The sequence below is a fragment of the Flavobacterium sp. LK-23 genome, from assembly GCF_058135255.1.
Genome location: NZ_JBYUVT010000014.1, coordinates 1 through 23,044 on the forward strand (window position 1 = coordinate 1; position 23,044 = coordinate 23,044).

General features: G+C 34.6%; 21 protein-coding genes. 17 read left to right on the forward strand and 4 right to left on the reverse strand.

The features are described 5' to 3' along the window. Positions 1–248: hypothetical protein (locus AC3Y25_RS17890; protein WP_489903677.1), on the forward strand; the 248-nt coding region annotated here is incomplete at its 5' end. A gap of 633 nt (positions 249–881) precedes the next feature. Here AC3Y25_RS17890 and AC3Y25_RS17895 read toward each other — a convergent pair. After that, positions 882–1,898, reverse strand: a complete 1,017-nt coding sequence (locus tag AC3Y25_RS17895; RefSeq protein ID WP_489903678.1) for an LLM class flavin-dependent oxidoreductase — start codon at positions 1,896–1,898, stop codon at positions 882–884. 174 nt (positions 1,899–2,072) lie between these two features. On the opposite strand from AC3Y25_RS17895, the gene AC3Y25_RS17900 reads away from it, so the two are divergent. The 16 genes from AC3Y25_RS17900 to AC3Y25_RS17975 all read left to right on the forward strand — a co-directional run bounded on the left by AC3Y25_RS17900 (position 2,073) and on the right by AC3Y25_RS17975 (position 21,225). Next, positions 2,073–2,588, forward strand: coding sequence for a DUF2975 domain-containing protein (locus AC3Y25_RS17900; protein WP_427872455.1), 516 nt, complete (start codon positions 2,073–2,075; stop codon positions 2,586–2,588). Positions 2,589–2,590: 2 nt separating this feature from the next. After that, positions 2,591–2,797 carry a helix-turn-helix domain-containing protein gene (locus AC3Y25_RS17905; RefSeq protein WP_012024053.1) on the forward strand — a complete coding sequence of 69 codons (207 nt, stop codon included), beginning with the start codon at positions 2,591–2,593 and terminating at the stop codon, positions 2,795–2,797. Positions 2,798–2,912: 115 nt separating this feature from the next. Continuing rightward, on the forward strand, positions 2,913–3,797 hold the full coding sequence (locus AC3Y25_RS17910) for an ABC transporter ATP-binding protein (RefSeq protein ID WP_489903679.1): 885 nt from the start codon (positions 2,913–2,915) through the stop codon (positions 3,795–3,797). Between the two features lie 4 nt (positions 3,798–3,801). Further along, complete coding sequence (locus AC3Y25_RS17915) at positions 3,802–7,341, forward strand: ABC transporter permease/M1 family aminopeptidase (RefSeq protein ID WP_489903680.1); 3,540 nt, start codon at positions 3,802–3,804, stop codon at positions 7,339–7,341. Between the two features lie 355 nt (positions 7,342–7,696). After that, positions 7,697–9,043, forward strand: a complete 1,347-nt coding sequence (locus tag AC3Y25_RS17920; RefSeq protein ID WP_489903681.1) for a sigma-54-dependent transcriptional regulator — start codon at positions 7,697–7,699, stop codon at positions 9,041–9,043. A gap of 477 nt (positions 9,044–9,520) precedes the next feature. Further along, positions 9,521–9,802: a DUF7674 family protein gene (locus AC3Y25_RS17925; RefSeq protein ID WP_012024048.1), complete on the forward strand. Its 282-nt coding sequence runs from the start codon at positions 9,521–9,523 to the stop codon at positions 9,800–9,802. A 193-nt stretch (positions 9,803–9,995) separates the two neighbouring features. Next, the gene (kdpF, locus tag AC3Y25_RS17930) at positions 9,996–10,073 is read left to right on the forward strand and encodes a K(+)-transporting ATPase subunit F (protein WP_073099479.1); all 78 of its coding nucleotides are present in this window, start codon (positions 9,996–9,998) and stop codon (positions 10,071–10,073) included. 105 nt (positions 10,074–10,178) lie between these two features. Further along, positions 10,179–11,900, forward strand: a complete 1,722-nt coding sequence (gene kdpA / locus AC3Y25_RS17935; RefSeq protein WP_489903682.1) for a potassium-transporting ATPase subunit KdpA — start codon at positions 10,179–10,181, stop codon at positions 11,898–11,900. Positions 11,901–12,171: 271 nt separating this feature from the next. Beyond that, positions 12,172–14,229 carry a potassium-transporting ATPase subunit KdpB gene (kdpB, locus tag AC3Y25_RS17940; RefSeq protein WP_489903683.1) on the forward strand — a complete coding sequence of 686 codons (2,058 nt, stop codon included), beginning with the start codon at positions 12,172–12,174 and terminating at the stop codon, positions 14,227–14,229. A 123-nt stretch (positions 14,230–14,352) separates the two neighbouring features. After that, positions 14,353–14,904, forward strand: a complete 552-nt coding sequence (locus AC3Y25_RS17945) for a K(+)-transporting ATPase subunit C (RefSeq protein WP_489903684.1) — start codon at positions 14,353–14,355, stop codon at positions 14,902–14,904. A gap of 429 nt (positions 14,905–15,333) precedes the next feature. Then, on the forward strand, positions 15,334–16,413 hold the full coding sequence (locus tag AC3Y25_RS17950; RefSeq protein WP_489903685.1) for a porin: 1,080 nt from the start codon (positions 15,334–15,336) through the stop codon (positions 16,411–16,413). A 148-nt stretch (positions 16,414–16,561) separates the two neighbouring features. Next, positions 16,562–17,686 (forward strand): sensor protein KdpD, encoded by a 1,125-nt coding sequence (locus AC3Y25_RS17955; RefSeq protein WP_489903686.1) that lies wholly within the window; start codon positions 16,562–16,564, stop codon positions 17,684–17,686. 137 nt (positions 17,687–17,823) lie between these two features. Next, positions 17,824–19,539, forward strand: a complete 1,716-nt coding sequence (locus tag AC3Y25_RS17960; protein WP_489903687.1) for an ATP-binding protein — start codon at positions 17,824–17,826, stop codon at positions 19,537–19,539. 326 nt (positions 19,540–19,865) lie between these two features. After that, positions 19,866–20,627, forward strand: a complete 762-nt coding sequence (locus AC3Y25_RS17965; RefSeq protein WP_489903688.1) for a phosphatase PAP2 family protein — start codon at positions 19,866–19,868, stop codon at positions 20,625–20,627. A 76-nt stretch (positions 20,628–20,703) separates the two neighbouring features. Then, a complete protein-coding gene (locus AC3Y25_RS17970) occupies positions 20,704–20,883 on the forward strand; it encodes a hypothetical protein (protein WP_489903689.1) in 180 nt (59 codons plus the stop codon). Between the two features lie 33 nt (positions 20,884–20,916). Then, positions 20,917–21,225: a hypothetical protein gene (locus AC3Y25_RS17975; protein WP_489903690.1), complete on the forward strand. Its 309-nt coding sequence runs from the start codon at positions 20,917–20,919 to the stop codon at positions 21,223–21,225. Positions 21,226–21,234: 9 nt separating this feature from the next. Here AC3Y25_RS17975 and AC3Y25_RS17980 read toward each other — a convergent pair whose 3' ends face one another. The 3 genes from AC3Y25_RS17980 to AC3Y25_RS17990 are packed head-to-tail and all read right to left on the reverse strand — an operon-like array spanning position 21,235 to position 23,022. Beyond that, a complete protein-coding gene (locus AC3Y25_RS17980) occupies positions 21,235–21,684 on the reverse strand; it encodes a GNAT family N-acetyltransferase (protein ID WP_489903691.1) in 450 nt (149 codons plus the stop codon). A gap of 13 nt (positions 21,685–21,697) precedes the next feature. After that, entirely contained in the window at positions 21,698–22,225 is a 528-nt protein-coding gene (locus AC3Y25_RS17985) for a hypothetical protein (RefSeq protein ID WP_427872444.1), read from the reverse strand. A 23-nt stretch (positions 22,226–22,248) separates the two neighbouring features. After that, positions 22,249–23,022, reverse strand: coding sequence for an XRE family transcriptional regulator (locus tag AC3Y25_RS17990; RefSeq protein WP_095928784.1), 774 nt, complete (start codon positions 23,020–23,022; stop codon positions 22,249–22,251). Between the last annotated feature and the right edge of the window lie 22 nt (positions 23,023–23,044).

Sequence of the window (23,044 nt, forward strand, 5' to 3'; positions counted from 1 at the left end):
TGTCTACGAACGTGTCTTCTTTTTGTGTTTCGCCTGTGTTTCAAAGCGGGTGCAAAACTAAAACTTCTTTTTGTTTCTCGCAAGAAAAACTTGAAAAAATTTTGAAGCTTTTTTTTAGCTTCAGTTTCTCAACTTTCCCTTCCAGTCTTTCAATGAGCTTCCGTGTTTTGCGGGGTGCAAATGTAAAAAGCATTTTCAAATCTCGCAAGCTTTTCCGAATCTTTTTTTCTGAAAATTTCTTTTCTTAAAATCCTTCCTTCCTGCCAGTATTTCGATGAGCGCCTTTCGCTGTTGCGGGTGCAAAAGTAGAACCTTTTTCCGCTTAAGCAAGCTTTTTATCCGCCTTTTTTTGATCTTTTTCAAAACTTTTTCTTAACTCGCTGATAACGGATTCTTTACAGCACAAAGTTTTTTATCATCTTGTGGGGTTTTTCTGCGTTTGGCTATTGTTTTGCTGTTTTGCCGCGAAGGCGCTAAGGCGCAAAGCCTTCTTTTCTGCCCTTTTTGATATCGAAAACACGCAAAGGCGATGGGTTTTTAATGTGTTTTATTATGAAAACGTCTTTTTCTTCCGAAATTTTCTTCTGAAAACGCATGCCCTAGCCCCGATAGAAGCGGAAATCCTTTTGCTTTTTTCTTTAAAAAGCAAAAGATTGGAGCGGATAGCGGGATTAAGCTCCTAATAAACCACATTACTCAAATCTCAATTCCAAAATTACTCCTGCAAAAGAGCTTCACCTTCGCTCAGACAAAAATATTCGCTTTTACTCTTATATATTATAGTATACTTCTCTACTTATATATGCACAAAAACAAACCCGACAGGTTTTCAAAAACTGTCGGGTTATGGGAATGAAATCTACTCTTATATAATAGTATACTTATATATGTATATTTTCATTTAAACTATCGATTGCTTCTTTTGTGATTTGAATGCTTTTTAGTTTTGCCTGATGGTCGAAGATTGGACTTGTTACCATTAGTTCGTCTATTCTGGCATAGTCGATAAATTTTTTCAAATCGGTTATTAATTGTTCTTTGTTTCCTGTGAAAGTTCCTGCAGTCATTTGATTGACATGGAAATGCTCTTGCTCGTTCATGATATCATCTAATGACGGAACTGGCGGCTGTAAACCTTTACGGTCGTTTCTAATTAAGTTCAAGAACATTTGATACAAACTTGTAGACAATAGTTCTGCTTCTTCGTTTGTGTCGGCCGCAATGATATTAACACAAGCCATTGTTTTTGGTTTGTCTAAATATTCTGAAGGCTGGAAATTTTCGCGGTAAAACTCAAATGCCTGAATCATTAATTTTGGCGCAAAGTGTCCGGCAAAAGCATAAGGCAATCCGTATGCTGCCGCTAAAGCTGCGCTGTCCATGCTTGATCCTAAAATCCATATTGGGACTTTTAAGCCTTCGGCTGGGAATGCGCGGACTTTTCCTGTTGCATTTTCGCTTGAAAAATACTCTTGAAGTTTGCTTACGTTTTGCGGAAAACGCTGCGCCTGTTCGAAAAAGTCTTTTCGAATTGCTTCGGCAGTTGGCTGATCTGTTCCTGGTGCTCTTCCTAAACCTAAATCGATTCGGTTGGGATAAAGCGTTTCCAAGGTTCCAAATTGTTCGGCAACTACTAAAGGAGAATGATTCGGCAACATAATACCGCCAGAACCTACACGGATATTTTTTGTCTGACTTGCCACATAACCAATTAAAACCACTGTTGCCGTACTTGCAACGTGTGCCATATTGTGATGTTCTGCAAGCCAAAATCGCTTGTATCCTAAAGTATCTGCTAATTGCGCTATGTCTTTTGTTTTTTGAAATGTTTCTGTGGCATTGCTATCCTGAGTAATGATAGCGAGCTCTAATAATGAGACTGAAATTGGGTTTTTCATATAAAAAAATGCTAATATGCAAAATTAAGCCTTTTATATGGATGCCTTTTGTTTTCTAATGTTAATAGATTTATAATATTTCTAAAACCATCTAAAAGTTTATTTTACAATAATTAATTATTGTTTTACAATAATTAATTATATATTTGCAATATCAATCTAATTTTTCATTATATGAAGACAACTCATATTGTATCTAGAATATTATTTTACTTTACCCGATTTTTGTCTGTGGTTTATTTCTTTTTGGCCGGATATTCTGTTTTTACTTTACTAACGGGATTGTTTTTGACTTTTAAGGACAACGGAAAGTATTTTCAAGTTTGTTATCCGTTTACAACTCATCCAATAATGTTAGGTGATTATAATCTGCCGTATATTCTTTTTGATTTTTTGGCTCCGCTGAGTTTGTACGGGCTTTTCTTTTTATTAAGCAGTAATGTATTCAAAATATTTTTTCAGCCTAAATTGTTTACTCTTAACGGAATTTCTCATTTAAGGCGTTTCTATTTATCCAATTTATTAATTCCAGGTATTGTAATATTTGTGGCTTTCTTTTTTGTTCCGCTGGATAATGAAGTTTCACTTTTTATATTATTACACGGAATGCTGGGTGTTTTCGCTTACTTTTTAGCCGCCATTTTTAAACAAGGTTTAAACCTTCAGAACGAACAAGACTTATTTATATAGCTATGCCAATAATTGTAAATGTTGATGTAATGCTTGCCAAACGCAAGATGCAAAGTAAAGAGTTGGCAGAAAAACTAGATATTACGCCTGCCAATTTATCGATTCTAAAAACTGGAAAAGCAAAAGGAATTCGGTTTGATACTCTTGAAGCTATTTGTAAAATATTGGATTGCCAACCCGGTGATATTTTAGAATACGTGGCAGAATAGCTTTCTTTTAAATCTTATTTCACTCTTAATAAATCGGTTTTTGAAGCCGACAGGCATTCTATTGCCTAAATTTTTCAAATCATAGTTTAATTCAATCATCAAAATCAATCAAAAAATGAACAGTTTATCCATCAAAAATCTCAGCAAAACGTATGAGAACGGCACAAAAGCGATTGACCAATTATCGCTTGAAATTACAAACGGAATGTTTGGTTTGCTCGGGCCAAACGGCGCCGGAAAATCGACTTTAATGCGAACTATTGTCGCTTTGCAGGAACCTACGTCGGGAATTATTGAATTTAACGGAATTAATATTCTGGAAAATCCAATGTTTATCAGGCAAAATCTAGGTTATCTGCCACAGGAATTTGGCGTTTATCCTAAAATTTCTGCTTATCGCCTGCTCGATCATTTGGCGGTTTTAAAAGGAATCGTCGAAAAAAAAGAACGTCACGATCAAATTTTGTATTTATTACAGCAGACTAATTTACTGCAGCATAAAGACAAAGCAGTTCATTCTTTTTCGGGAGGCATGCGTCAAAGGTTTGGAATTGCTCAGGCTTTACTGGCAAATCCGAAGATAATTATTGTGGATGAACCTACTGCAGGACTTGATCCAGAAGAAAGAAACCGATTTAATAATTTGCTAAGTGAAATTGGCGAAAACATTATTGTAGTTCTATCGACTCATATTGTAGAAGACGTTCGCGATTTATGCCCAAAGATGGCCATTATCTCTAACGGAAAATTGATTTTGGAAGGAAAACCAAACGAAGCAATCGATTCTTTGAAAGATAAAATCTGGATGAAAGCCATTCAGAAAAGAGAACTGAAAGAACATCAATCGAACTTTAATATCATTTCGTCCAACTTAAATTCAGGGAAAATCAATATTCATGTTTTCTCCCATCAACGTCCAGATTCTGGGTTCGAATTGATATCGCCAGATTTAAGCGATGTTTATTTTAGTGTTTTAGCTCAAAATCAACTTAAAAATTAATGTTATGCTTTCTAAATTAATTCAATTTGAATGGCATAACAATACCAGAAGCTGGACTTTTTATGCCACATTTATCATTTATTTGGTTTTAGGATTTTTTGTGAGTGCTTTTGCGAATTTTTCTTTTTCGGGCGCTTACAAAAATAGTCCGTATGTGCTTACGTATGCAATTGGCCTGATTTCGCTAATGACGATATTTTCGATTACACTTCAGGTCGCGCAGAGTTTTTTAAAGGAATATGAAACGAAATTCGATTCGATTATTTTCTCCTCTCCTATTTCTAAGTTTCATTATTTGGCTCCCAAATTTATTACTGCATTTATAATCGCTGTAGTTTCTTTTGGAATGTTTATCGTCGGAATGATCGTTGGACATCAAATGTCTTGGATTCCGAAAAGTGAGATTGGTCCTTTTGAAATTATAAATTATCTCTGGCCGTATTTTGTAATTGTGATTCCGAATATTTTCTTGTGCCTTGCAATATTGACGGCTTTGGTCTGGCTTACGCGAAGTAAGCTTTTCATTTACGTTGGGGGTTTATTAATTTACATTTTATATATCGCAGGTTCCATTTTTTCTAATTCGCCCATCTTTGCAAATGCTTCTCCGTCTTCGGCGAAAGCCATGTCTTTGGCAGCTAAAATAGATCCGTTTGGTTTGGCAGCGTTTTTAGAACAAACGAGATATTGGACTTCAATTGAAAAAAATACGGAACTGGTTTCCCTTTCGGGGAACTTTTTATTTAACCGATTGTTGTGGATTTTGGTTTCACTGTTTTTGCTTTTTATTTCCTATCGATTGTTTACCTTCCGAAAAACGAAAACCAAAAAGGTAAAAACGCCTAAAGTTATTTCAAAAGAAGCAAAAATCCTTTCTTCGGAAATTCCGAAACGCATCGAGTTCAAAACTTTGAGGCATAATTTTACTGTTTTTAAAAGCAATATCAAGCTGGATATTTTTTTAGTTCTAAAAGGAATTCCGTTTTTATTGATTGTTCTTTTATTTTCGGGATTATTGGCAATCGAAATTTCGGATGAAATTGAAGGCGGAATAAGATTAGCCGAAAAAATTACAGATACGGCTTTAATGATTTCCACCATAATGGATCGTCTACCTTTTATTCTGATCTTGATTCTGCTTTTTTACAGCAGCGAATTATTAAACCGAAGCGAAAATTCGAGATTTGAAATGCTCGAAAATACTGCACCGTATTCTCAATTTATGGTTTTACTGGCAAAATTGACGGCACTTTTTATTATTCCACTAATCATTATCAGCATTAGTATTTTGATTGGATGCAGTTTTCAGATTGTGAATGCAAATGCTCCAATCGAAATTGGTCTTTACTTTTCTTTGTTTTATTATCTGGGATTTCCGTTGCTGTTGATCTCGATTTTGGTAATTGCGATTCAGACTTTTATTAAAAATAAATATATCGGACTTTCGGTTGCTGCTTTTGTCTGCATTTTGTTTTGTACAGGAATTGGAGAACAATTGGGAATTTCGCATCCTATACTTCGATTTGGAGATGCTTTTAAAAGAGAATATTTTGATTTGAATGGTTTCGGAAAATATACTTTTCCGTTTCATATTTCGATGTTGTACAATTTCGGATTGGCTTTACTGCTTCTTACTTTGACAGGAATTTTATGGAAAAGAAATGCTTCAATCGTAAAAACCTTTCGAAGAAATTTATTGAATGGTATTCAAAAAACAACTTTTGCTTTCGGAGTTATTCTTTTTCTTGGTTTTGGAAGTTATCTTTTTTATAAAACGAATATCGAATATCCTTATTTGACCGAAGACGATCAAAACAACTGGAGCGAACAATATGAAACTCAATTTAAAAAATATACCAATCTTGCCCAGCCCACGATTGTTTCTGTAAAAAGTAAAGTCGATTTATTTCCTGATGAAAATCGTTATGAAGTAAAAGGCACTTATGAATTGATCAATAATTCTGAAAAATCAATTGATAGTTTACTCCTATATATAGATCGAAATTCAAAGCTGACTTCTCTTGAAATTCCGAATTCTAAAAACCTGGATGATGTTTCGGCATTTCATCATTATTGGTATCAATTGGAAAAACCTTTGTTACCTCAACAGAAAATGAAAATGAGTTTTTCTTTTGAGTCGTCGTGGTCGCCATTTAAAGGACATACTGCCTTTAATTCTATAATCGAAAATGGTTCATTTATGCGTATAAGCCGTTACTTCCCGCTTTTTGGCTATCAGGAATCGAATGAAATCAGCAGTAAAAAAGAGCGTGCAAAAAGACATTTGAAACCGCAGGCACCTCTTAAAAAACTGGAAGACAAATCGGAAATTAAATATGATTTTGTTGATTATGATGCTGTGGTTTCGACTTCTAAAAATCAAACGGCGATTGGCATTGGAGATTTAATTGGAAATTGGAAAAAAGACGACCGCAATTATTTTCATTATAAATCTAACGGCAAGATTCCGTTTCGATTTGCTTTTTCTTCTGCTGAATATGAAATTCAAAAAACGAATTATAAAGGTATTTCCATTGAAGTTTTTTACGATAAAGGACATTCGAGAAATATCAAAAAACTAATTCAGGATGTAAAAAACACTTTGGATTATTGCCAGAATAACTTTGGGAAATATCCATACAAAACGATTCGTTATGCCGAAGTTTCAGCTTTCGCGGATGGATTTGCTGCGACTTCTTATCCGTCGACGGTTTTTATGAAAGAGAATTTCGGATTCTACAGCAACCTCAACAACAAGGATAAAGAAGATGTGATTAATCAATTAACGGCGCATGAATTGTCGCACGAATGGTGGGGAAATTCACAAATAAGTCCGGAACAAAAAGAAGGAAGCTGGATTTTGACTGAAACCTTGGCGCAATACACCGAATTGATGCTTTATGAAAAAGAGCATGGCTTGGAAAAAGCGCTCGAAACTTTAAAAATTCATCTGGATCTATATTTGAGTAGCCGAAGTTATGATCCTGAAACGCCTTTGTATAAAACGAATTATGACACACCGCATTTACCTTATGATAAAGGAATGCTGGTAATGCATCAGCTTCGAGTTTTAATTGGTGAAGAAAAAGTAAATCTGGCTTTGAAAAATTTTCTGAATCATTATAAATATCCAAATCCGTTTCCTGATTCTGAGGCTTTATTAAAAGAAATTTATGCTGTAACGGATAAAAAGTTGCATTCTAAACTAGACGAAATGTTTAAGCAGATTATCACGTATTCTTCAAAAATAGAGTCAGTTTCAAATAGTAAAAAGAATGGTTTTTATGAAGTTTCTTTTAAAGTTTATTCTAAAAAGTATCAGGAAAATGCGACCGGAGAACGAAGACAAATTGATAATGATACCACAATAGATATTGGAATTTATGATGAAAACGGAAAATTATTTCGTTATCCTTTTGCCATCAAAAAAAATAAAATTGAAGGTAAAGTTAAACTCAAAATAAAACCTCAACGCATTGTTATTGATCCGTATTTAATGAACATTGATACTTTTATAAAGGACAACGAGAAAGAAATTGATTAGATTTTTTTGCCATTATCCGAGCGATAGCGAACAGGCGAATCAATTCACCAATTTTTACTAATTTTTAATTTTAGTTTTTCGCAAATGCTCAAAATATAGCTCGCGATTTCAACCGCGGGACACGTCACGAATTGGGTGTAATTATATATTGTGTACCCGTGGTTGAAACCACGGGCTATGTTTTAAATAAAAACCAGTCAACAAATAGGAATTAGAGAAATTCGTGAATTGCTTCGCCTGTTCGCTATCGCTCGAGTCGTGGCAAAAAATTATTTCAGCTGAATCAAAAAAGGAAAATGATTTAAAACCTACATTTGTACATCAAAATACCAATTCGGTTTTAGCTTATATGCAAATGACACACAAAATTTTAATTATAGACGACGAAGAAAAACTGAGAAGTCTGTTGGTTCGTATTATAAAATCGGAAGGATTTGAAGTTTTTGAAGCAAAAGATTTAAAGTCTGGTTTTAAAAAACTGGAGCAAACTGATATTGACGTTGTTTTGTGTGACGTAAAACTGCCTGACGGAAACGGTGTTAATTTTGTTCAAAACATAAAAGGAAGTTTTCCGCTGACAGAGGTTATTCTGTTAACTGCTTTTGGGAATATTCCCGATGGTGTTCAGGCCATGAAAAACGGTGCTTTTGATTATATTGTAAAAGGCGACGATAACGATAAAATTATTCCGCTTCTTTATAAAGCTGTCGAAAAAGTACATTTACAGAAAAAAGTTCAGCAATTAGAAAAACGTATTAACGATAAATATTCTTTCAATACCATTATTGGAAAATCGAAAGGAATTGAACAAGTTATTGATCTTGCCCAAAAAGTAGCCAAAACAGATTCTACTGTTTTATTGACTGGTGAAACTGGAACCGGAAAAGAAGTTTTTGCACAGGCCATTCACGAAAACAGCAATCGTGTAGGTAAATCTTTTGTGGCATTAAACTGCAGTACTTTTACAAAAGAAATTTTAGAAAGCGAACTTTTCGGTCATAAGCAAGGTGCTTTTACGGGAGCTGTAAAAGATAAGAAAGGTTTTATTGAAGAAGCAAATGGCGGAACTTTATTTCTGGATGAAATTGGAGAAATGCCAATTGATCTTCAAGCCAAATTATTGCGTGTTTTAGAAACTTCTGAATATATCCCTGTTGGAGACACCACTCCGAAAAAGTCAAATTTCAGATTAATTGCAGCCACGAACCGAGATTTAAAAACAGAAAGCGACGAACATCGTTTCCGTTCTGATTTGTATTTCCGTTTGAATATTTTCGAAATCAAATTGCCTTCTTTGCGAGAAAGAATTAAAGATATTCCGCTTTTGGCTAATTATTACGTGAAGCAGTTTTCTGAAAAAACGAATAAAAAAGCTTTAAATATAGCTGATGATTTTCTGCAAAAATTAGAAAATTATTCGTGGCCGGGAAATATCCGCGAACTTAAAAACATCATCGAAAGATCGGTTATTTTGAGTAATGGCGATACTTTAACTTCGGATGTTCTACCTTATGAAATGCAACATCAGGCTGAAAATAATTCAAAACCAATGTCGGCTTTCTCGATGCAGAGTGTTGAAAAACTGCATATTCAAAAGGTTTTAAATTATACGAAAGGAAATAAAGCAGAAACAGCTAGATTATTAGAAATTGGAATTGCGACTTTATATAGAAAGTTGGAAGAATACAATATACAGTTGTAGTCCTACAAGGTTTTGAAAACCTTGCAGGTTTAGATTTTAAATAATTTGAACTTTACACTTAAATAGAATACCTACAAGGTTTTGAAAACCTTGCAGGAATAATCGAAGCAACCTTAATGTCAATGACAAATTCCAAATCCAATTTTTAAAAGCTTCAGAGAAGCACAATATTTATAGATTATTTATTGCCAATGAGAAAAAGCTCCAGAGGAGCGACACCTACGCAATCTGAAAAAATATGTCACCCCGCTGGGGCTCTGATAAATGTGGATTCATCATTTCTATAAATATTTCGCTCCTCTGGAGCTTGACAATAACATATCAAAACGAGAAAAGCTTATCAAAATGATAGGCTTTTTTTATGCCTAATTTTTGGCACAAAACCACATTCCTTTTATTTACAACACTTTAGGCAGAACTCAACTTTTTCGGAACATATTTTGGCATAAGGAGGAAGAACATTAAAATTCATTCCAAATGAAAAATCAAGTCACCTCAATCTACAAACAAGCCGAACGGTTTGCTGAGATAACCAAAAAATCTATTATTTCTGGAAATATAGTAAGAGCTAAGAAATGTCTGGCTCTTGCCGAACGTTTATTCATAACCGGAAGCATCGAAACTAAAAATGCCATTTCTAATGTGTATGTTTTTTCAGTTTCGTCTTTTATGGAAATGCGTCACTGCAATATTTCTCATCTTTTTCCTCAAACGCTTAAAGCGGAATATATCAAGCAGGTTAATGCTTCGGGAGTCTAATGTGAAATGTTGTTTGTGAAATGTAAGATGGTATTCTCACTTTTCACAAATCACATTTTACTTCTCACATTTCACAAATCTAAAATCTAAAATCTAAAATAATATTATGATCTCTTTTCTTTTACTCGCATTGGCCGTTGTGCTTTTTGCCATTTGTTTTCTCTCTGTTGAATTCTTTGAAAAAATCTAAATCATGACTGCACTATTTATCATTTCAATCGCCGTTTTCGTGTATTTGATATATGTATTAATCAAACCCGAAAAATTTTAATCTAGTGAAAAGTTATAAGTGAGAAGTAAGATGTATACCTCAATTCTTATTTATAAATCACATCTCACTTTTTACAAATCACATTTTTACAAAAACTCACATATTATGAACACAGAATTATTAGGCGTCATTGGTATTTTTCTCCTCACCATTGTTTTAGCGATTCCATTAGGAAAATATATTGCTAAAGTTTATTTAGGAAATAAAACACTTCTTGACCCGATTTTCAATCCAATTGAAAAATTTATTTTTAAAATCAGCGGTATTAATTCGGCTGAAGAAATGAACTGGAAACAACACTTAAAAGCACTTTTAAGTATCAATATGGTTTGGTTCTTTCTTTGCTTTTTTGTCTTATTATTTCAGGGCTCTTTACCATTAAATCCGGATAACAACCCTTCTATGACTCCTGATTTGGCATTTAATACTGCCATTTCATTTTTAGTCAATTGTAACTTACAGCATTATTCAGGCGAAAGCGGGGTTTCTTACCTTTCACAAATCGTCTTGATGTTCCTTCAATTTGTTTCTGCCGGTATCGGGATGGCTGCTGCTGCTATGATTTTTACAGCAATGAAGGAAAGAACAACAGAAAAACTGGGTAATTTTTATAATTATTTCATCAAAAGCTGTACTCGTATTTTATTACCACTTTCAGCAATTGTAGCTGTAGCACTAGTGTTTAGTGGTACTCCAATGACATTTGAAGGTAAAGATGCTATTACAACGCTTCAAGGCGATCATGTAGAAGTTTCTCGCGGACCTGCTGCAGCCTTTATTGCGATTAAACATATTGGTACAAATGGTGGCGGATTTTTTGGAGCCAACTCAGCGCATCCATTAGAAAATCCAACTTATTTTACGAATGGAGTTGAGCTTTGGGCGCAAATGATTATTCCGTTTGCGATGATCTTTGCTCTTGGATTTTTCCTCAACAAAAGAAAATTAGCGAATATTATTTTTGGAGTTATGACGGTTGGTTTCTTACTCTTGGTTGTTCCAACAGTTATGAGTGAAATCAATGGAAATCCTGCTATCGAAAAAATGGGTATTGCGCAGGCAACCGGAGCGATGGAAGGAAAAGAAGTTCGGTTTGGCCCAGCAATTTCAGGTTTCTGGAGTATTTCTACAACGGTAATTTCTACAGGTTCAGTAAACAGTATGCACGATAGTTCAATGCCAATGTCTGGAGCTATGCAATTATTATCGATGATGGTAAATGCCTTTTATGGCGGATGTGGTGTTGGTATTTTGAACTATTATGTTTTCATTATTCTGGCTGTATTTATCTCCGGATTGATGGTTGGCCGAACTCCCGAATTTTTAGGCAAGAAAATCGAAGCGCGGGAGGTTAAAATTGCTGCTTTTATTGCCATTCTTCATCCTTTATTAATATTAGCAGGAACTGCTTTAGCTTCTTATTTTGCCGCACATGATACCGCAATGGGTTATTGGTTTAACGGAAATGCAACAGGCTGGTTAAACAATCCTGGTAATCACGGATTCTCAGAAATGTTATACGAATACACTTCAAGCGCTGCCAATAATGGTTCTGGTTTTGAAGGTCTGGGAGATAATAATCCGTTCTGGAATATCACTACAGGAATTGTATTGCTGTTAAGCCGTTTTATTCCAATCATTGGGCCATTAGCAATTGCAGGTTTACTGGCAGGTAAAAAATACATTCCAGAGAGTGCAGGAACTTTAAAAACCGACACCTCAATTTTCGGAATTATGACTTTTGCCGTAATCGCTATTATCGCTGCTTTATCATTCTTCCCTGCGTTGGCGCTTGGACCTTTAGCGGAATTCTTTACACTAAAATAAAAATGCTGGATAATTTAAACACATAGAAACATAGAATTTAAATCAATAAAAAAGAATAAAAAGAAAACTCGTTTTCACACATAGTTAAAATAACGATTTTGCTATTCGTATTTAATATAGCCCGTGGTTTCAACCACGGGAAACGGGTTGCACGTCCACAGATTATGATATACGCTGCGTCCCAGCGGTTGAAACCGCTGGCTATGTTCTATAATCCATGTGTTTTTAGCACACAACATTTAACAAATAACATTTAACTTTTTACAAGAAAATGACAACTAATAAATCCACATCATTGTTTGAAAGTAAACAGGTAAAAGAAGCCTTAGCGCAGTCTTTTGTGAAGTTGAACCCAAAAATGATGATCAAAAATCCGGTAATGTTTACCGTAGAAATTGGAACAGCCATTATGTTTGCTGTTTGCGTTTCGATCTTAATGGGCGCAAATGACCAAGGAAGTTTTACTTATAACCTAATTGTATTTTTAATTTTACTGGCAACGCTTTTATTTGCCAATTTTGCCGAAGCTATTGCCGAAGCAAGAGGAAAAGCACAAGCCGATAGTTTAAGAAAAACAAGAGAAGAAACTCCTGCTAAACAAATTTTACCTAACGGAGAAATTAAAAACATTAGTTCTTCGGCATTAAAAAAAGACGATATTTTCGTTTGTGAAGCCGGCGATTTAATTGCTGCCGATGGTGAAATTATCGAAGGTCTGGCTACAATCGACGAAAGTGCTATTACCGGAGAAAGTGCTCCTGTTATTCGGGAAGCTGGCGGAGATAAATCTTCAGTAACCGGAGGAACAAAAGTATTATCTGATAAAATTAAAGTAAAAGTAACTTCTGAACCTGGCGAAAGCTTTTTAGACAAAATGATTGCTTTGGTTGAAGGTGCGAGCCGTCAGAAAACACCAAACGAAATCGCCTTAACCATTTTATTAGCCGCATTTACTTTGATCTTCGTGATTGTGTGCGTCACGCTAAAACCGTTTGCCGACTATGCCAACGCACCCATCACGATCGCGGCTTTCATTGCTTTGTTCGTTTGTTTGATTCCAACTACCATTGGAGGTCTGCTTTCTGCGATTGGTATTGCGGGAATGGACAGAGCTTTACGAGCTAACGTAATTACAAAATCGGGGAAAGCGGTTGAAACTGCTGGAGATATTGATGTTTTACTTTTGGATAAAACCGGAACTATTACCATTGGAAACCGAAAAGCAACCAATTTTTATCCCACAAAAGGAATTTCTTTTGATGACTTTGTAAAATCGGCTGTTTTGAGTTCGCTTGCAGATGATACTCCAGAAGGGAAAAGCATTCTGGAACTCGGTAAAATGTTAGATGTAAATAGTAAGATGCAGTCAGACATTTCACTTTTTACAGAAAACATCTCACACAGTATAAAATTTACTGCTGAAACCAGAACTTCTGGAGTAGTATTAAAAGACGGAACTAACATTCGAAAAGGTGCACAAGACGCTGCAAAAAACATTGCACAGCAAGCCGGAAATTCTTTCCCAGAAGATACTGCACAACAAGTAATCACCATTTCGTCTAACGGAGGAACTCCATTAGTAGTAATCAAAAACAATGAAGTTCAAGGTGTTATCGAACTTCAGGATATTATTAAAACCGGAATGAAAGAACGTTTTGAACGTTTGCGAAGAATGGGAATCAAAACGGTTATGGTTACAGGAGATAATCCGCTTACAGCTAAATTTATTGCCGAAGCAGCTGGTGTTGATGATTTTATTGCCGAAGCTAAGCCTGAGGATAAAATGAACTACATTAGAAAAGAACAGGCTGAAGGAAGATTGGTTGCCATGATGGGTGACGGAACAAATGATGCTCCTGCCCTTGCCCAGGCGAATGTGGGTGTTGCGATGAACAGCGGAACTCAAGCCGCAAAAGAAGCAGGAAACATGGTCGATCTTGACAATGACCCAACGAAACTAATTGAAATTGTTGAAATTGGAAAACAGCTTTTAATGACTCGAGGCACTTTAACTACTTTTTCTATTGCAAATGACGTTGCGAAATATTTTGCTATTGTTCCTGCTCTTTTTATTACTGCGATTCCTGCGCTGCAAGGTTTAAATATCATGCATTTGCACAGTCCTGAAAGTGCGATTTTATCAGCGGTAATTTTCAATGCGATTATCATTCCGATATTGATTCCGCTTGCGCTGAAAGGTGTTGATTATCGACCAATTGGGGCAAGTGCGATCTTAAAAAGAAACCTTTTAATTTATGGACTTGGCGGATTGATTGTTCCTTTTATCGGAATTAAAGTAATTGATTTGCTAGTAGCATTATTTATGTAAGATGCTAAGGCGCTAAGTTGCTAAGATTCTAAGTTTTTTTTCTTAGAATCTTTTAAAACTTATTTATCACAATTAAAAAAACTTAGAAACTTAGAGACTTAGTCTCTTAGAAACTTTAAAAAAATGAAAAATCTATTTTCTATAATAAAACTTACTGTGGTTACATTAATCTTATTCGCAGTTATTTATCCCCTTGCTATTTACGGAATTGCACAAATTGCTCCAAATCAAGGAAAAGGAGAAACGATTTTGGTTAACGGAAAAGTCGTTGGTTACCAAAAAATCGGTCAGAAATTCGATAAGTCGAATTATTTCTGGGGAAGACCTTCGGCTGTTGATTATAACGCGGCAGGAAGTGCCGGAAGCAACAAAGGTCCAAGCAACGCTGATTATCTGGCTTTGGTTCAAAAAAGAATTGACACACTTTTACTGGTTCATCCTTACTTGAAAAAAACTGATATTCCAGCTGATATGGTTACAGCTTCAGGAAGCGGTTTAGATCCGAATATTTCTCCGCAAGGCGCTTTGATTCAGGTTAAACGAATTGCCAAAGAACGAAAACTGGGTGAAGCGAAAGTGAAATCTTTGGTGGAATCTAAAATTAATTCGGCTGTCGTTGGTCCAGAAACAGTGAATGTTTTGGAATTGAATGTGGCTTTGGATCAGCTTCGCTAAAGCTCTAAGATGCTAAGGTTCTAAGATACTGAGATTCTAAGTTTTTCTCTTGCAAGGTTTTGAAAACCTTGCAGGTATGATAGACGTATTAGAAATTATTGTACAGTGACCACACCGTTTGTCATTCCGAGGAACGAGGAATCTCCGCAAGCAGCTCGACAAAGATTGGCGATTAACTGTCCGGAGTTTCTAGTGTGATTTCTCCTTCGTCGAAATGACAAACTAAGCGATAAAAAATAATCTTTAAAATTAAATACCTACAAAGTTTCAAAAACCTTGCAGGTAACGGAAACGCCTTTTTTACCCCAAATGCCCTAGCCCCGATAGTAGTGAAAATCCTTTTGTGCCGGGGTTCGGCACAAAAGATTGAAACGGATAGCGGGATTAGCTCCTAAAAAATCTACTAATAAATAATTGAATACCACAAAAATGAAAAAAATAATACTTACTGCTTTAATCGCTTTTGGTTTTAGCAATTTACATGCGCAAGAAGAATCTAAAAGTCCGTTGACGTTTTCAGGATATGTAGAAACTTATTATAGCTACGATTTTGGGAAACCTGAGAATCATACTCGTCCCAGCTTTTTTTATAACTTTAATAAAAGCAATGAAGTCAACATTAATTTAGGTTTGGCAAAAGTAAATTATACGAAAGAAAATGTTCGTGGAAACTTTGCCTTAATGGCCGGAACGTATGCTGAATATAATATGTCGGCTGAACAAGGTTTGCTGAAAAATATCTACGAGGCAAATGTGGGTGTGAAAATTTCGAAAAGTCATAATTTATGGATTGATGCAGGGATTATGCCTGCTCACATTGGTTTTGAGAGTGCAATTGGAAAAGACTGCCAGACTTTAACGAGAAGTATTTTGGCTGAGAATTCGCCTTATTATGAAGCGGGAGTCAAAATTGGTTATACTTCTGAATCTGGAAAATGGTACTTGGCAGCGATGTATTTGAACGGTTGGCAGAGAATTCAGAAAATCGATGGGAATCAAACCCCTGCTTTTGGAACTCAAATAACTTACAAACCATCGGACAAAGTGGTTTTGAACTGGAGTACGTATGTTGGAAATGAACAGCCAGATATTGACAAAAAATGGCGTTACTTCAATAATTTTTATGGACAATTTAAAGTGGCCGAAAAAATAAATCTAACGGCTGGTTTTGATATTGGATCTCAACAATCGGCTAAAAGCAGTAATAAATATGATACTTGGTTTTCACCAGTTTTGATTCTGCAATACAAACCAGTTGATAAAATTCAGCTTGCAGTAAGAGGTGAATATTATAGTGACGAAAAAGGTGTAATTATCGCAACTGAAACGCCAAATGGTTTTAAAACATACGGATTTTCAGCTAACTTTGATTACTTAGTTACTGATAATGTTATGTTTAGAATTGAAGCCAGAAATCTTTCGAGTAAAGACGAAATCTTCACAAACAAAGAAAATCTTCCAACGGATACGAATACGTTTGTAACGACTTCGCTGGCGATTTCTTTCTAAACATTAAAAGATTTTTTACCATTAAGAGATTAAGAAAATTAAGTTTTAGCACCTCATTTAAATCTAGAATACAAAACATTAAGCTTAATGTTCTGTAGACTAAGAAAAGCTTAACTTCCTTAATCTCTTAATGGTTAAACCAAAAAATATGGAAAACGAAAATAATAACGCACAGCACTTTCTCGATTTAATTCAGAAATCACGAAAGGGGAAGTTTAAAATCTACATTGGAATGAGCGCCGGTGTGGGCAAAACTTTTCGTATGCTTCAGGAAGCGCATTCGTTATTGAAAAACGGAATCGATGTAAAAATTGGCTACATTGAAACGCACATGCGGAAGGAAACGCATGAATTACTTGCCGGTCTTCCGATTATTCCGAGGCGGACTATTTTTTATAAAGGAAAAGAACTCGAAGAACTCGACGTTCAGGCTATCATCAACCTTAGACCAGAAGTGGTTATTGTTGATGAATTGGCACATACAAACGTTGAAGGAAGCAAAAATGAAAAACGCTGGCAGGATGTTTTAGAAATTCTGGAAGCTGGAATTAATGTGATTTCAGCAGTGAATATTCAGCATATTGAGAGTTTAAATGAAGATGTAAAAAGGATTACCAACATTGATGTTCAGGAACGCATTCCAGATAATGTTTTACGATTGGCAGATGAAGTAGTGAATATCGATTTAACATCAGAAGATTTAATTGCGCGCTTGAAAGAAGGAAAAATTTATACTCCGGATAAAATTCAGACGGCTTTAACGAACTTTTTTAAATCGGAACAGATTCTGCAATTGCGTGAATTGGCTTTGAAAGAAGTAGCAAGTCAAGTGGTTCGAAAAGTAGAAAGCGAAGTACCGAATCTGCATGCTTTACGACATGAGAAACTTTTGGCCTGTATTAGCAGTAATGATAAAACGGCCAAAATTGTAATTAGAAAAGCAGCTCGCTTGGCAAGCTATTATAACGGAAGCTGGTATGTTTTGTATGTCGAAACTCCGCGGGAAAGCAGTACAAGAATTGCACTTGATAAACAAAGACATTTAATTAATAACTTTAAACTTGCCGTGCAACTAGGAGCCGAAGTTATTAAACTCGAAAATTCGAATATTGCCAATGCAATTTTGACAACCGTAGAAGAAAAACAAATTACAACTGTATGCATCGGAAAACCGCATTTGAATTTATTTAAAGTAATTTTGTCTACAACAATTTTCAGACGTTTGCTAAACAAGCTGTCTTTATCAAATGTTGATCTTGTAATACTGTCGTAATTTTTCTAACCATTAAGATATTAAGAAAATAAAGGCTATACTTAATTTTCTCTTTGTAAGTTTCATTAAGTTCAAAAGCTTAATTTCCTTAATATCTTAATGGTTCAAATAAAAAAACTTGTTTTTAAATAAACGTCATGAGAATTAAAACCAAATTGAATCTGGGTGTTGGATTGTTATTTTTAATGATCATCATTCTCTCGTTAGTGAGTGCTTATTCTGTTTTTTTGATTAAGCAGGACACCGAGAATATTCTGAAATCAAATTACAATACGTTGGAATATTCCCGAAATATGATTTTTGCTTTAGACGGAATCAAATCGGGTTCAAAAGAGACGATTCAGAATTTTGAGGAAAATCTCGAAAAGCAGACTCAAAACATTACAGAACCAGGCGAAAAACAAGCCACTGAAAAACTGAAAGCGAGTTTTGCTCTTTTAGACAAAAACAATGCTGATGAATCTGTAAAAGCTCAGATTCGTCAGGATATTTTTGCGATTATGAAACTGAATCTGGACGCCATAAAACAGAAAAGCGATATCGCTAAACATTCGGCTGAAACGGCCAATTTGTCGATTGCCATTGTGGGAACTTTATGCTTTCTGATTGCTTTTAATCTATTGGTTAATCTGCCCAATAATATTGCGAATCCGATTAGAGAATTAACGCAGAGTATTAAGGAAATTGCCAATAAAAACTATTCCGAACGTGTTCATTTTACGAGTCACAGCGAATTTGGAGATCTTGCGAAATCATTCAATACCATGGCGCAAAAGCTGGAAGAATATCATGACAGCAATGTTTACAAACTTCTTTTTGAAAAGAAACGACTAGAAACCCTCATCAATAATATGAATGATCCTATTATTGGTTTGGATAACGAAGGAATTGTTTTGTTTGTGAATGATGAAGCGCTGAAAATTATCGGTCTAAAATCGGAAGATATTATTGGAAAACCTGCTTCTAAATTAGCCGTTTCCAATGATTTAATTCGTTCTTTAATTCTGAAAGAAACTGAAACTCCTAAAAAACAGGCTCTCAAAATTTTTGCTCACGGAAAAGAAAGTTATTTCGAAAAAGAGATTCACAATATCACGATAACACCAACAGGCGAAGAAAAAGAAATCAATATTGGCGATGTCATTATTCTTCGAAATATTACACTTTTTAAAGAATTGGATTTTGCTAAAACGAACTTTATTGCCACCGTTTCGCACGAATTAAAAACACCAATTGCTTCTATAAAATTAAGTCTTCAATTGCTTGAAAATGCTAAAACGGGCAATATGAACGACGACCAAAAACAATTGGTTGAAAGTATAAAAGATGACAGTCAGCGTTTGTTGAAAATTACAGGTGAATTACTGAATTTATCACAATTGGAAACTGGAAATATTCAGTTGAATATTGGAAAAAGCAATCCACAGGAAATTGTGAAATATGCCGTAGAAGCTGTAAAAGTTCAAGCAGATCAAAAACAGATTCAATTAGTTGTTGATGCCAATGAAAATCTCAAAAACGTAAAAGCAGATGCTGAAAAAACAGGCTGGGTTTTAATTAATTATTTATCGAATGCCATTAGATATTCGTCTGAAAAAAGCACAATTCTTATTAAATTAAAAGAAGAAAATAATCAAATGTTTTTTCAGGTTATTGATACCGGAAAAGGAATTGATGCAAGATATAAAGACAGGGTTTTTGATAAATATTTTCAAGTTCCGGGAAGTCAAAAATCTGGAACCGGATTGGGATTAGCCATTAGCAAAGAATTTATTGAAGCCCAAAACGGAAGTGTTGGCGTAGAAAGTAATTTAGGATTGGGAAGCACATTTTGGTTTTCGTTGAAAGTTTAGATTTTTTTGCCACAAAGACACTAAGTCGCAAAGTTTTTTTAAGCCACAGATTGCACAGATTAAAAGGATTTTTAATGGCTTTGTCTAAATTTAATTATTTGTATCAATTTATTGCATCTGTCAGTATGAGCGAAGTCGAAGACCTTTTGTACTGTAAAGCCCTTCGACTTCGCTCAGGGTGACACTCAGAATAATAAAAAATAAGCCAATCTTAATTCAACTACCTCATTTAAAACCAACAAATTAATATTCCCTTAAGGTTCAATTAAGCCCAAAATACCTGCGTCGAACATTCGTTAATTTTGTACAATATAACGACAAAAACAATGTTCCTCAAAACGATTTCCCTTGTATTCCTGTTCGGATTATTTTCTGCGAATGCACAGCAAAACGATTCGATTACAAAAATTGACAGTACTTCGCATCAGCTAAAATTCAATTACAAACAATTGATTATTCCTGGTGTATTAATTGGGTATGGTGTTATTGGACTTGAAAGCGATCAGCTGTTAAGCTTCAATTCACAAATCAAAAAAGAAGTTACTGAAGACATTGACGAGAAAGTTACAATTGATGATTTTTCTCAGTATGCGCCTGCTGCATCGGTGTATGCGTTGAATGCTTTTGGCGTAAAAGGCAAAAACAATATGCGTGACCGCTCTGTGATATTGGTGACTTCGTATGCCATTATGGCTACAACGGTTTTAGGTTTAAAATCAATTTCACATGTAGAAAGGCCCGACGGAAGTTCAAACAACTCCTTCCCTTCTGGACATACTGCAACTGCATTTATGGGTGCCGAATTTTTGTATCAAGAATACAAAGACAAATCAATTTGGTACGGAATTGCAGGTTACGCCGTTGCAACAGGAACTGGCCTGTTCAGAATTTACAACAACCGCCATTGGCTAACAGACGTCGCTGCCGGAGCTGGAATCGGGATTTTGAGTACCAAAATTGCTTATTGGATTAATCCGTATATCACTAAAAAATTGTTCAAATCATCAGCCGAAAATAAATCTACTTCTATGATAATGCCCTTTTATAATGGACAGCAATATGGTTTGGGATTTGCGAAGGTTTTTTAATTTATAATTTGTCATAAAATGCTATTATTCTTTATTTAATATTTTAAGTTTGTTAGAAAAACAAATCAAAAATTAAATGAGTTATATAGTTGTAGACATAGAATCAGACGGACCAATTCCTGGAGATTATTCCATGATATGCTTTGGTGCTGTGCTTGTAAATGAAAAGTTAGATAAAACTTTTTATGGAAAATTAAAACCTATTTCTGATAAGTTTGATCCGCAAGCTTTAGCAATTTCAGGTTTCGACAGATAAACAACTTTAGAATTTGATGATCCAAAAGAGGTAATGCTAAATTTTGAAGAATGGATAAAAGAAAATTCAAAAGGAAGGCCAATATTTATTAGCGATAATAATGGTTTTGACTGGATGTTCATTTGCTGGTATTTTCATCATTTTTTGAATAGAAATCCTTTTGGATATTCATCAAGAAGAATAGGTGATTTATACTGTGGTTTAGTAAATGATACTTTCGCTCAATGGAAACATCTTCGAAAAACGGAACATACGCATAATCCCGTTGATGATGCCATGGGAAATGCTGAAGCATTATTGCATATGAAAAATGAAATGCAACTGAAAATTGATTTAAAATAAACTCCAGAATTAAAGATTCATTTCCATAATCGGCATAAATCTATTTTTTATGGAAGTTTCAAATTCGCCGATTTTTGTAAATCCGATTTTCTGGTAAAATTGTTCGGCATTTGGTTCTGAATCTAAAATGATTTTCTGGCATTTTTCATTTCGCATTCTTTCCAAAAAATCATTCATTAGAAAAGAACCAAATCCTTTTCCTATATATTCAGGTAAAATAAATAAGTTATCCAATTTTACCTGATTACTTTCTAATCTTAAATAAGAATAATAACCAACAATCTGATTCTCATCAACCAAATTAAAAGCAGGATTTGTTTCGATATAATCTATCGTGATCGTTAGACTTTTACTCCATTTCTCCATTTGCTCATCCGAATATCCCCAATACGCTTTTGACTTTTTGGTGATTTCCGTTAAACGGATATGATCTTCGATTTTGGCTTTTTGGATGTTCATTTAAAATATCGGTTTAAAGTAATTTTCTATTTTCGACAATTGCTTTTTCATATTCGATTGAATCCTTTTTCTGTAAATTATCAATCAAATAATCTATTTGTGCTAAACCAATTTCTTTATATCTTTTGATATCCTCTTCGCTTAATTTAATTTCTCTTTGAACATCTGCTATTCCGCCTAAAAAGCACCACAGAAAATATTCTTCATTAAACACTCGAAATATAAAATTCCAATCTTCAAAATACAAAATCTGTCCTTCTATAGCTGTAAAATCTAAATAATTTTCAGCATATCTAAAACCTTCAAAAGCTTTGTTTGTAATTCGAATACTGATAAAACTCTTTTTACTGATTATTTCATTAATCTCTTCAACAGTCTTATCGTCAACACGATATAAAAATCGGAGTTCGTCCAGAAATTCTTCATCACTAATAAAACCAATAACTCTTAGAAACTTGTGAAATCGTTTATCCCATTCTGCAAGTGTTAATTCTGTTCTTGTTATAAAACTCACTGTGCCTGTATAAACAATAAATATCATTACTCTTAATTTCTATAGAACCTCTAGGTATTCGAAGTGTTATTCTTAATCTCTCGAACTTCACGTTTCAATTCTAAAAGCAAATCTTTCATTGCTCCGGTTTCTGTCATTTCTTGTTTTTTATCCGAACGGCCAATATTACATTCGTATTCCCAAATCTCCAAAATATCAGAAGCTTTCACTTCATAATTCGGATAAAAGCTATTATCGGATTCTAAAACCAAAGAGTTCTTTTTGTTTTTATTCAGACGCTTATACACCATTCCTTCATTTTTAGTAATCAGAATATAGGTTTTACCATCCATCACCTCTCCTAGTTTTTCTACATAACGGCCAATAATGATAGAACCGTCTTCGTGTGGAGGCATTGAATCGCCTTCAACGGGAAATCCGCGATGTTTTCCAGGTCCTAAAAACGGAAGTGTAATTTGCTGTAAACTTTCAATATATTCAGGATCAGCATATCCGTTCAAATATCCTGCTTTTGCTTTTTGAGATACAATTTCAATAAAATTTTCTCCAAAACTATCCACTTGAATGGGCAAAATAAGTCGATTGCCTTCCAGTTTTATCAAATTTTGCACATCAATTTTACGGATATCGACAGATAATATCAAGTCAATACTCATGTGAAAATATAATGCAATCTTCTTTAGAATATCATACGGTGCTTCCGAAGTTCCGTCTTCGTATTTCACGTATCTTCCTCTTGTAATACTAAGGTTTTCAGCTAATTTCTCCTGTGATATTTTATGCTTAACCCTTAACGCTCTGATGTTGTCTGAAAATAAGGACATAATAAATTTGTTATAATTTGGA

What these genes read in the sequence shown, in the direction of transcription:
- AC3Y25_RS17905 (WP_012024053.1), top strand. Translation starts at nt 2,591, where the DNA reads ATGCCAATAATTGTAAATGTTGATGTAATGCTTGCCAAACGCAAGATG.
- AC3Y25_RS17990 (WP_095928784.1), bottom strand. Translation starts at nt 23,022, where the DNA reads ATGTCCTTATTTTCAGACAACATCAGAGCGTTAAGGGTTAAGCATAAA.
- AC3Y25_RS17910 (WP_489903679.1), top strand. Translation starts at nt 2,913, where the DNA reads ATGAACAGTTTATCCATCAAAAATCTCAGCAAAACGTATGAGAACGGC.
- AC3Y25_RS17975 (WP_489903690.1), top strand. Translation starts at nt 20,917, where the DNA reads ATGCTAAATTTTGAAGAATGGATAAAAGAAAATTCAAAAGGAAGGCCA.
- kdpA (WP_489903682.1), top strand. Translation starts at nt 10,179, where the DNA reads ATGAACACAGAATTATTAGGCGTCATTGGTATTTTTCTCCTCACCATT.
- AC3Y25_RS17960 (WP_489903687.1), top strand. Translation starts at nt 17,824, where the DNA reads ATGAGAATTAAAACCAAATTGAATCTGGGTGTTGGATTGTTATTTTTA.
- AC3Y25_RS17955 (WP_489903686.1), top strand. Translation starts at nt 16,562, where the DNA reads ATGGAAAACGAAAATAATAACGCACAGCACTTTCTCGATTTAATTCAG.
- kdpF (WP_073099479.1), top strand. Translation starts at nt 9,996, where the DNA reads ATGACTGCACTATTTATCATTTCAATCGCCGTTTTCGTGTATTTGATA.
- AC3Y25_RS17945 (WP_489903684.1), top strand. Translation starts at nt 14,353, where the DNA reads ATGAAAAATCTATTTTCTATAATAAAACTTACTGTGGTTACATTAATC.
- AC3Y25_RS17950 (WP_489903685.1), top strand. Translation starts at nt 15,334, where the DNA reads ATGAAAAAAATAATACTTACTGCTTTAATCGCTTTTGGTTTTAGCAAT.
- AC3Y25_RS17970 (WP_489903689.1), top strand. Translation starts at nt 20,704, where the DNA reads ATGAGTTATATAGTTGTAGACATAGAATCAGACGGACCAATTCCTGGA.
- kdpB (WP_489903683.1), top strand. Translation starts at nt 12,172, where the DNA reads ATGACAACTAATAAATCCACATCATTGTTTGAAAGTAAACAGGTAAAA.
- AC3Y25_RS17915 (WP_489903680.1), top strand. Translation starts at nt 3,802, where the DNA reads ATGCTTTCTAAATTAATTCAATTTGAATGGCATAACAATACCAGAAGC.
- AC3Y25_RS17900 (WP_427872455.1), top strand. Translation starts at nt 2,073, where the DNA reads ATGAAGACAACTCATATTGTATCTAGAATATTATTTTACTTTACCCGA.
- AC3Y25_RS17985 (WP_427872444.1), bottom strand. Translation starts at nt 22,225, where the DNA reads ATGATATTTATTGTTTATACAGGCACAGTGAGTTTTATAACAAGAACA.
- AC3Y25_RS17895 (WP_489903678.1), bottom strand. Translation starts at nt 1,898, where the DNA reads ATGAAAAACCCAATTTCAGTCTCATTATTAGAGCTCGCTATCATTACT.
- AC3Y25_RS17965 (WP_489903688.1), top strand. Translation starts at nt 19,866, where the DNA reads ATGTTCCTCAAAACGATTTCCCTTGTATTCCTGTTCGGATTATTTTCT.
- AC3Y25_RS17980 (WP_489903691.1), bottom strand. Translation starts at nt 21,684, where the DNA reads ATGAACATCCAAAAAGCCAAAATCGAAGATCATATCCGTTTAACGGAA.
- AC3Y25_RS17925 (WP_012024048.1), top strand. Translation starts at nt 9,521, where the DNA reads ATGAAAAATCAAGTCACCTCAATCTACAAACAAGCCGAACGGTTTGCT.
- AC3Y25_RS17920 (WP_489903681.1), top strand. Translation starts at nt 7,697, where the DNA reads ATGACACACAAAATTTTAATTATAGACGACGAAGAAAAACTGAGAAGT.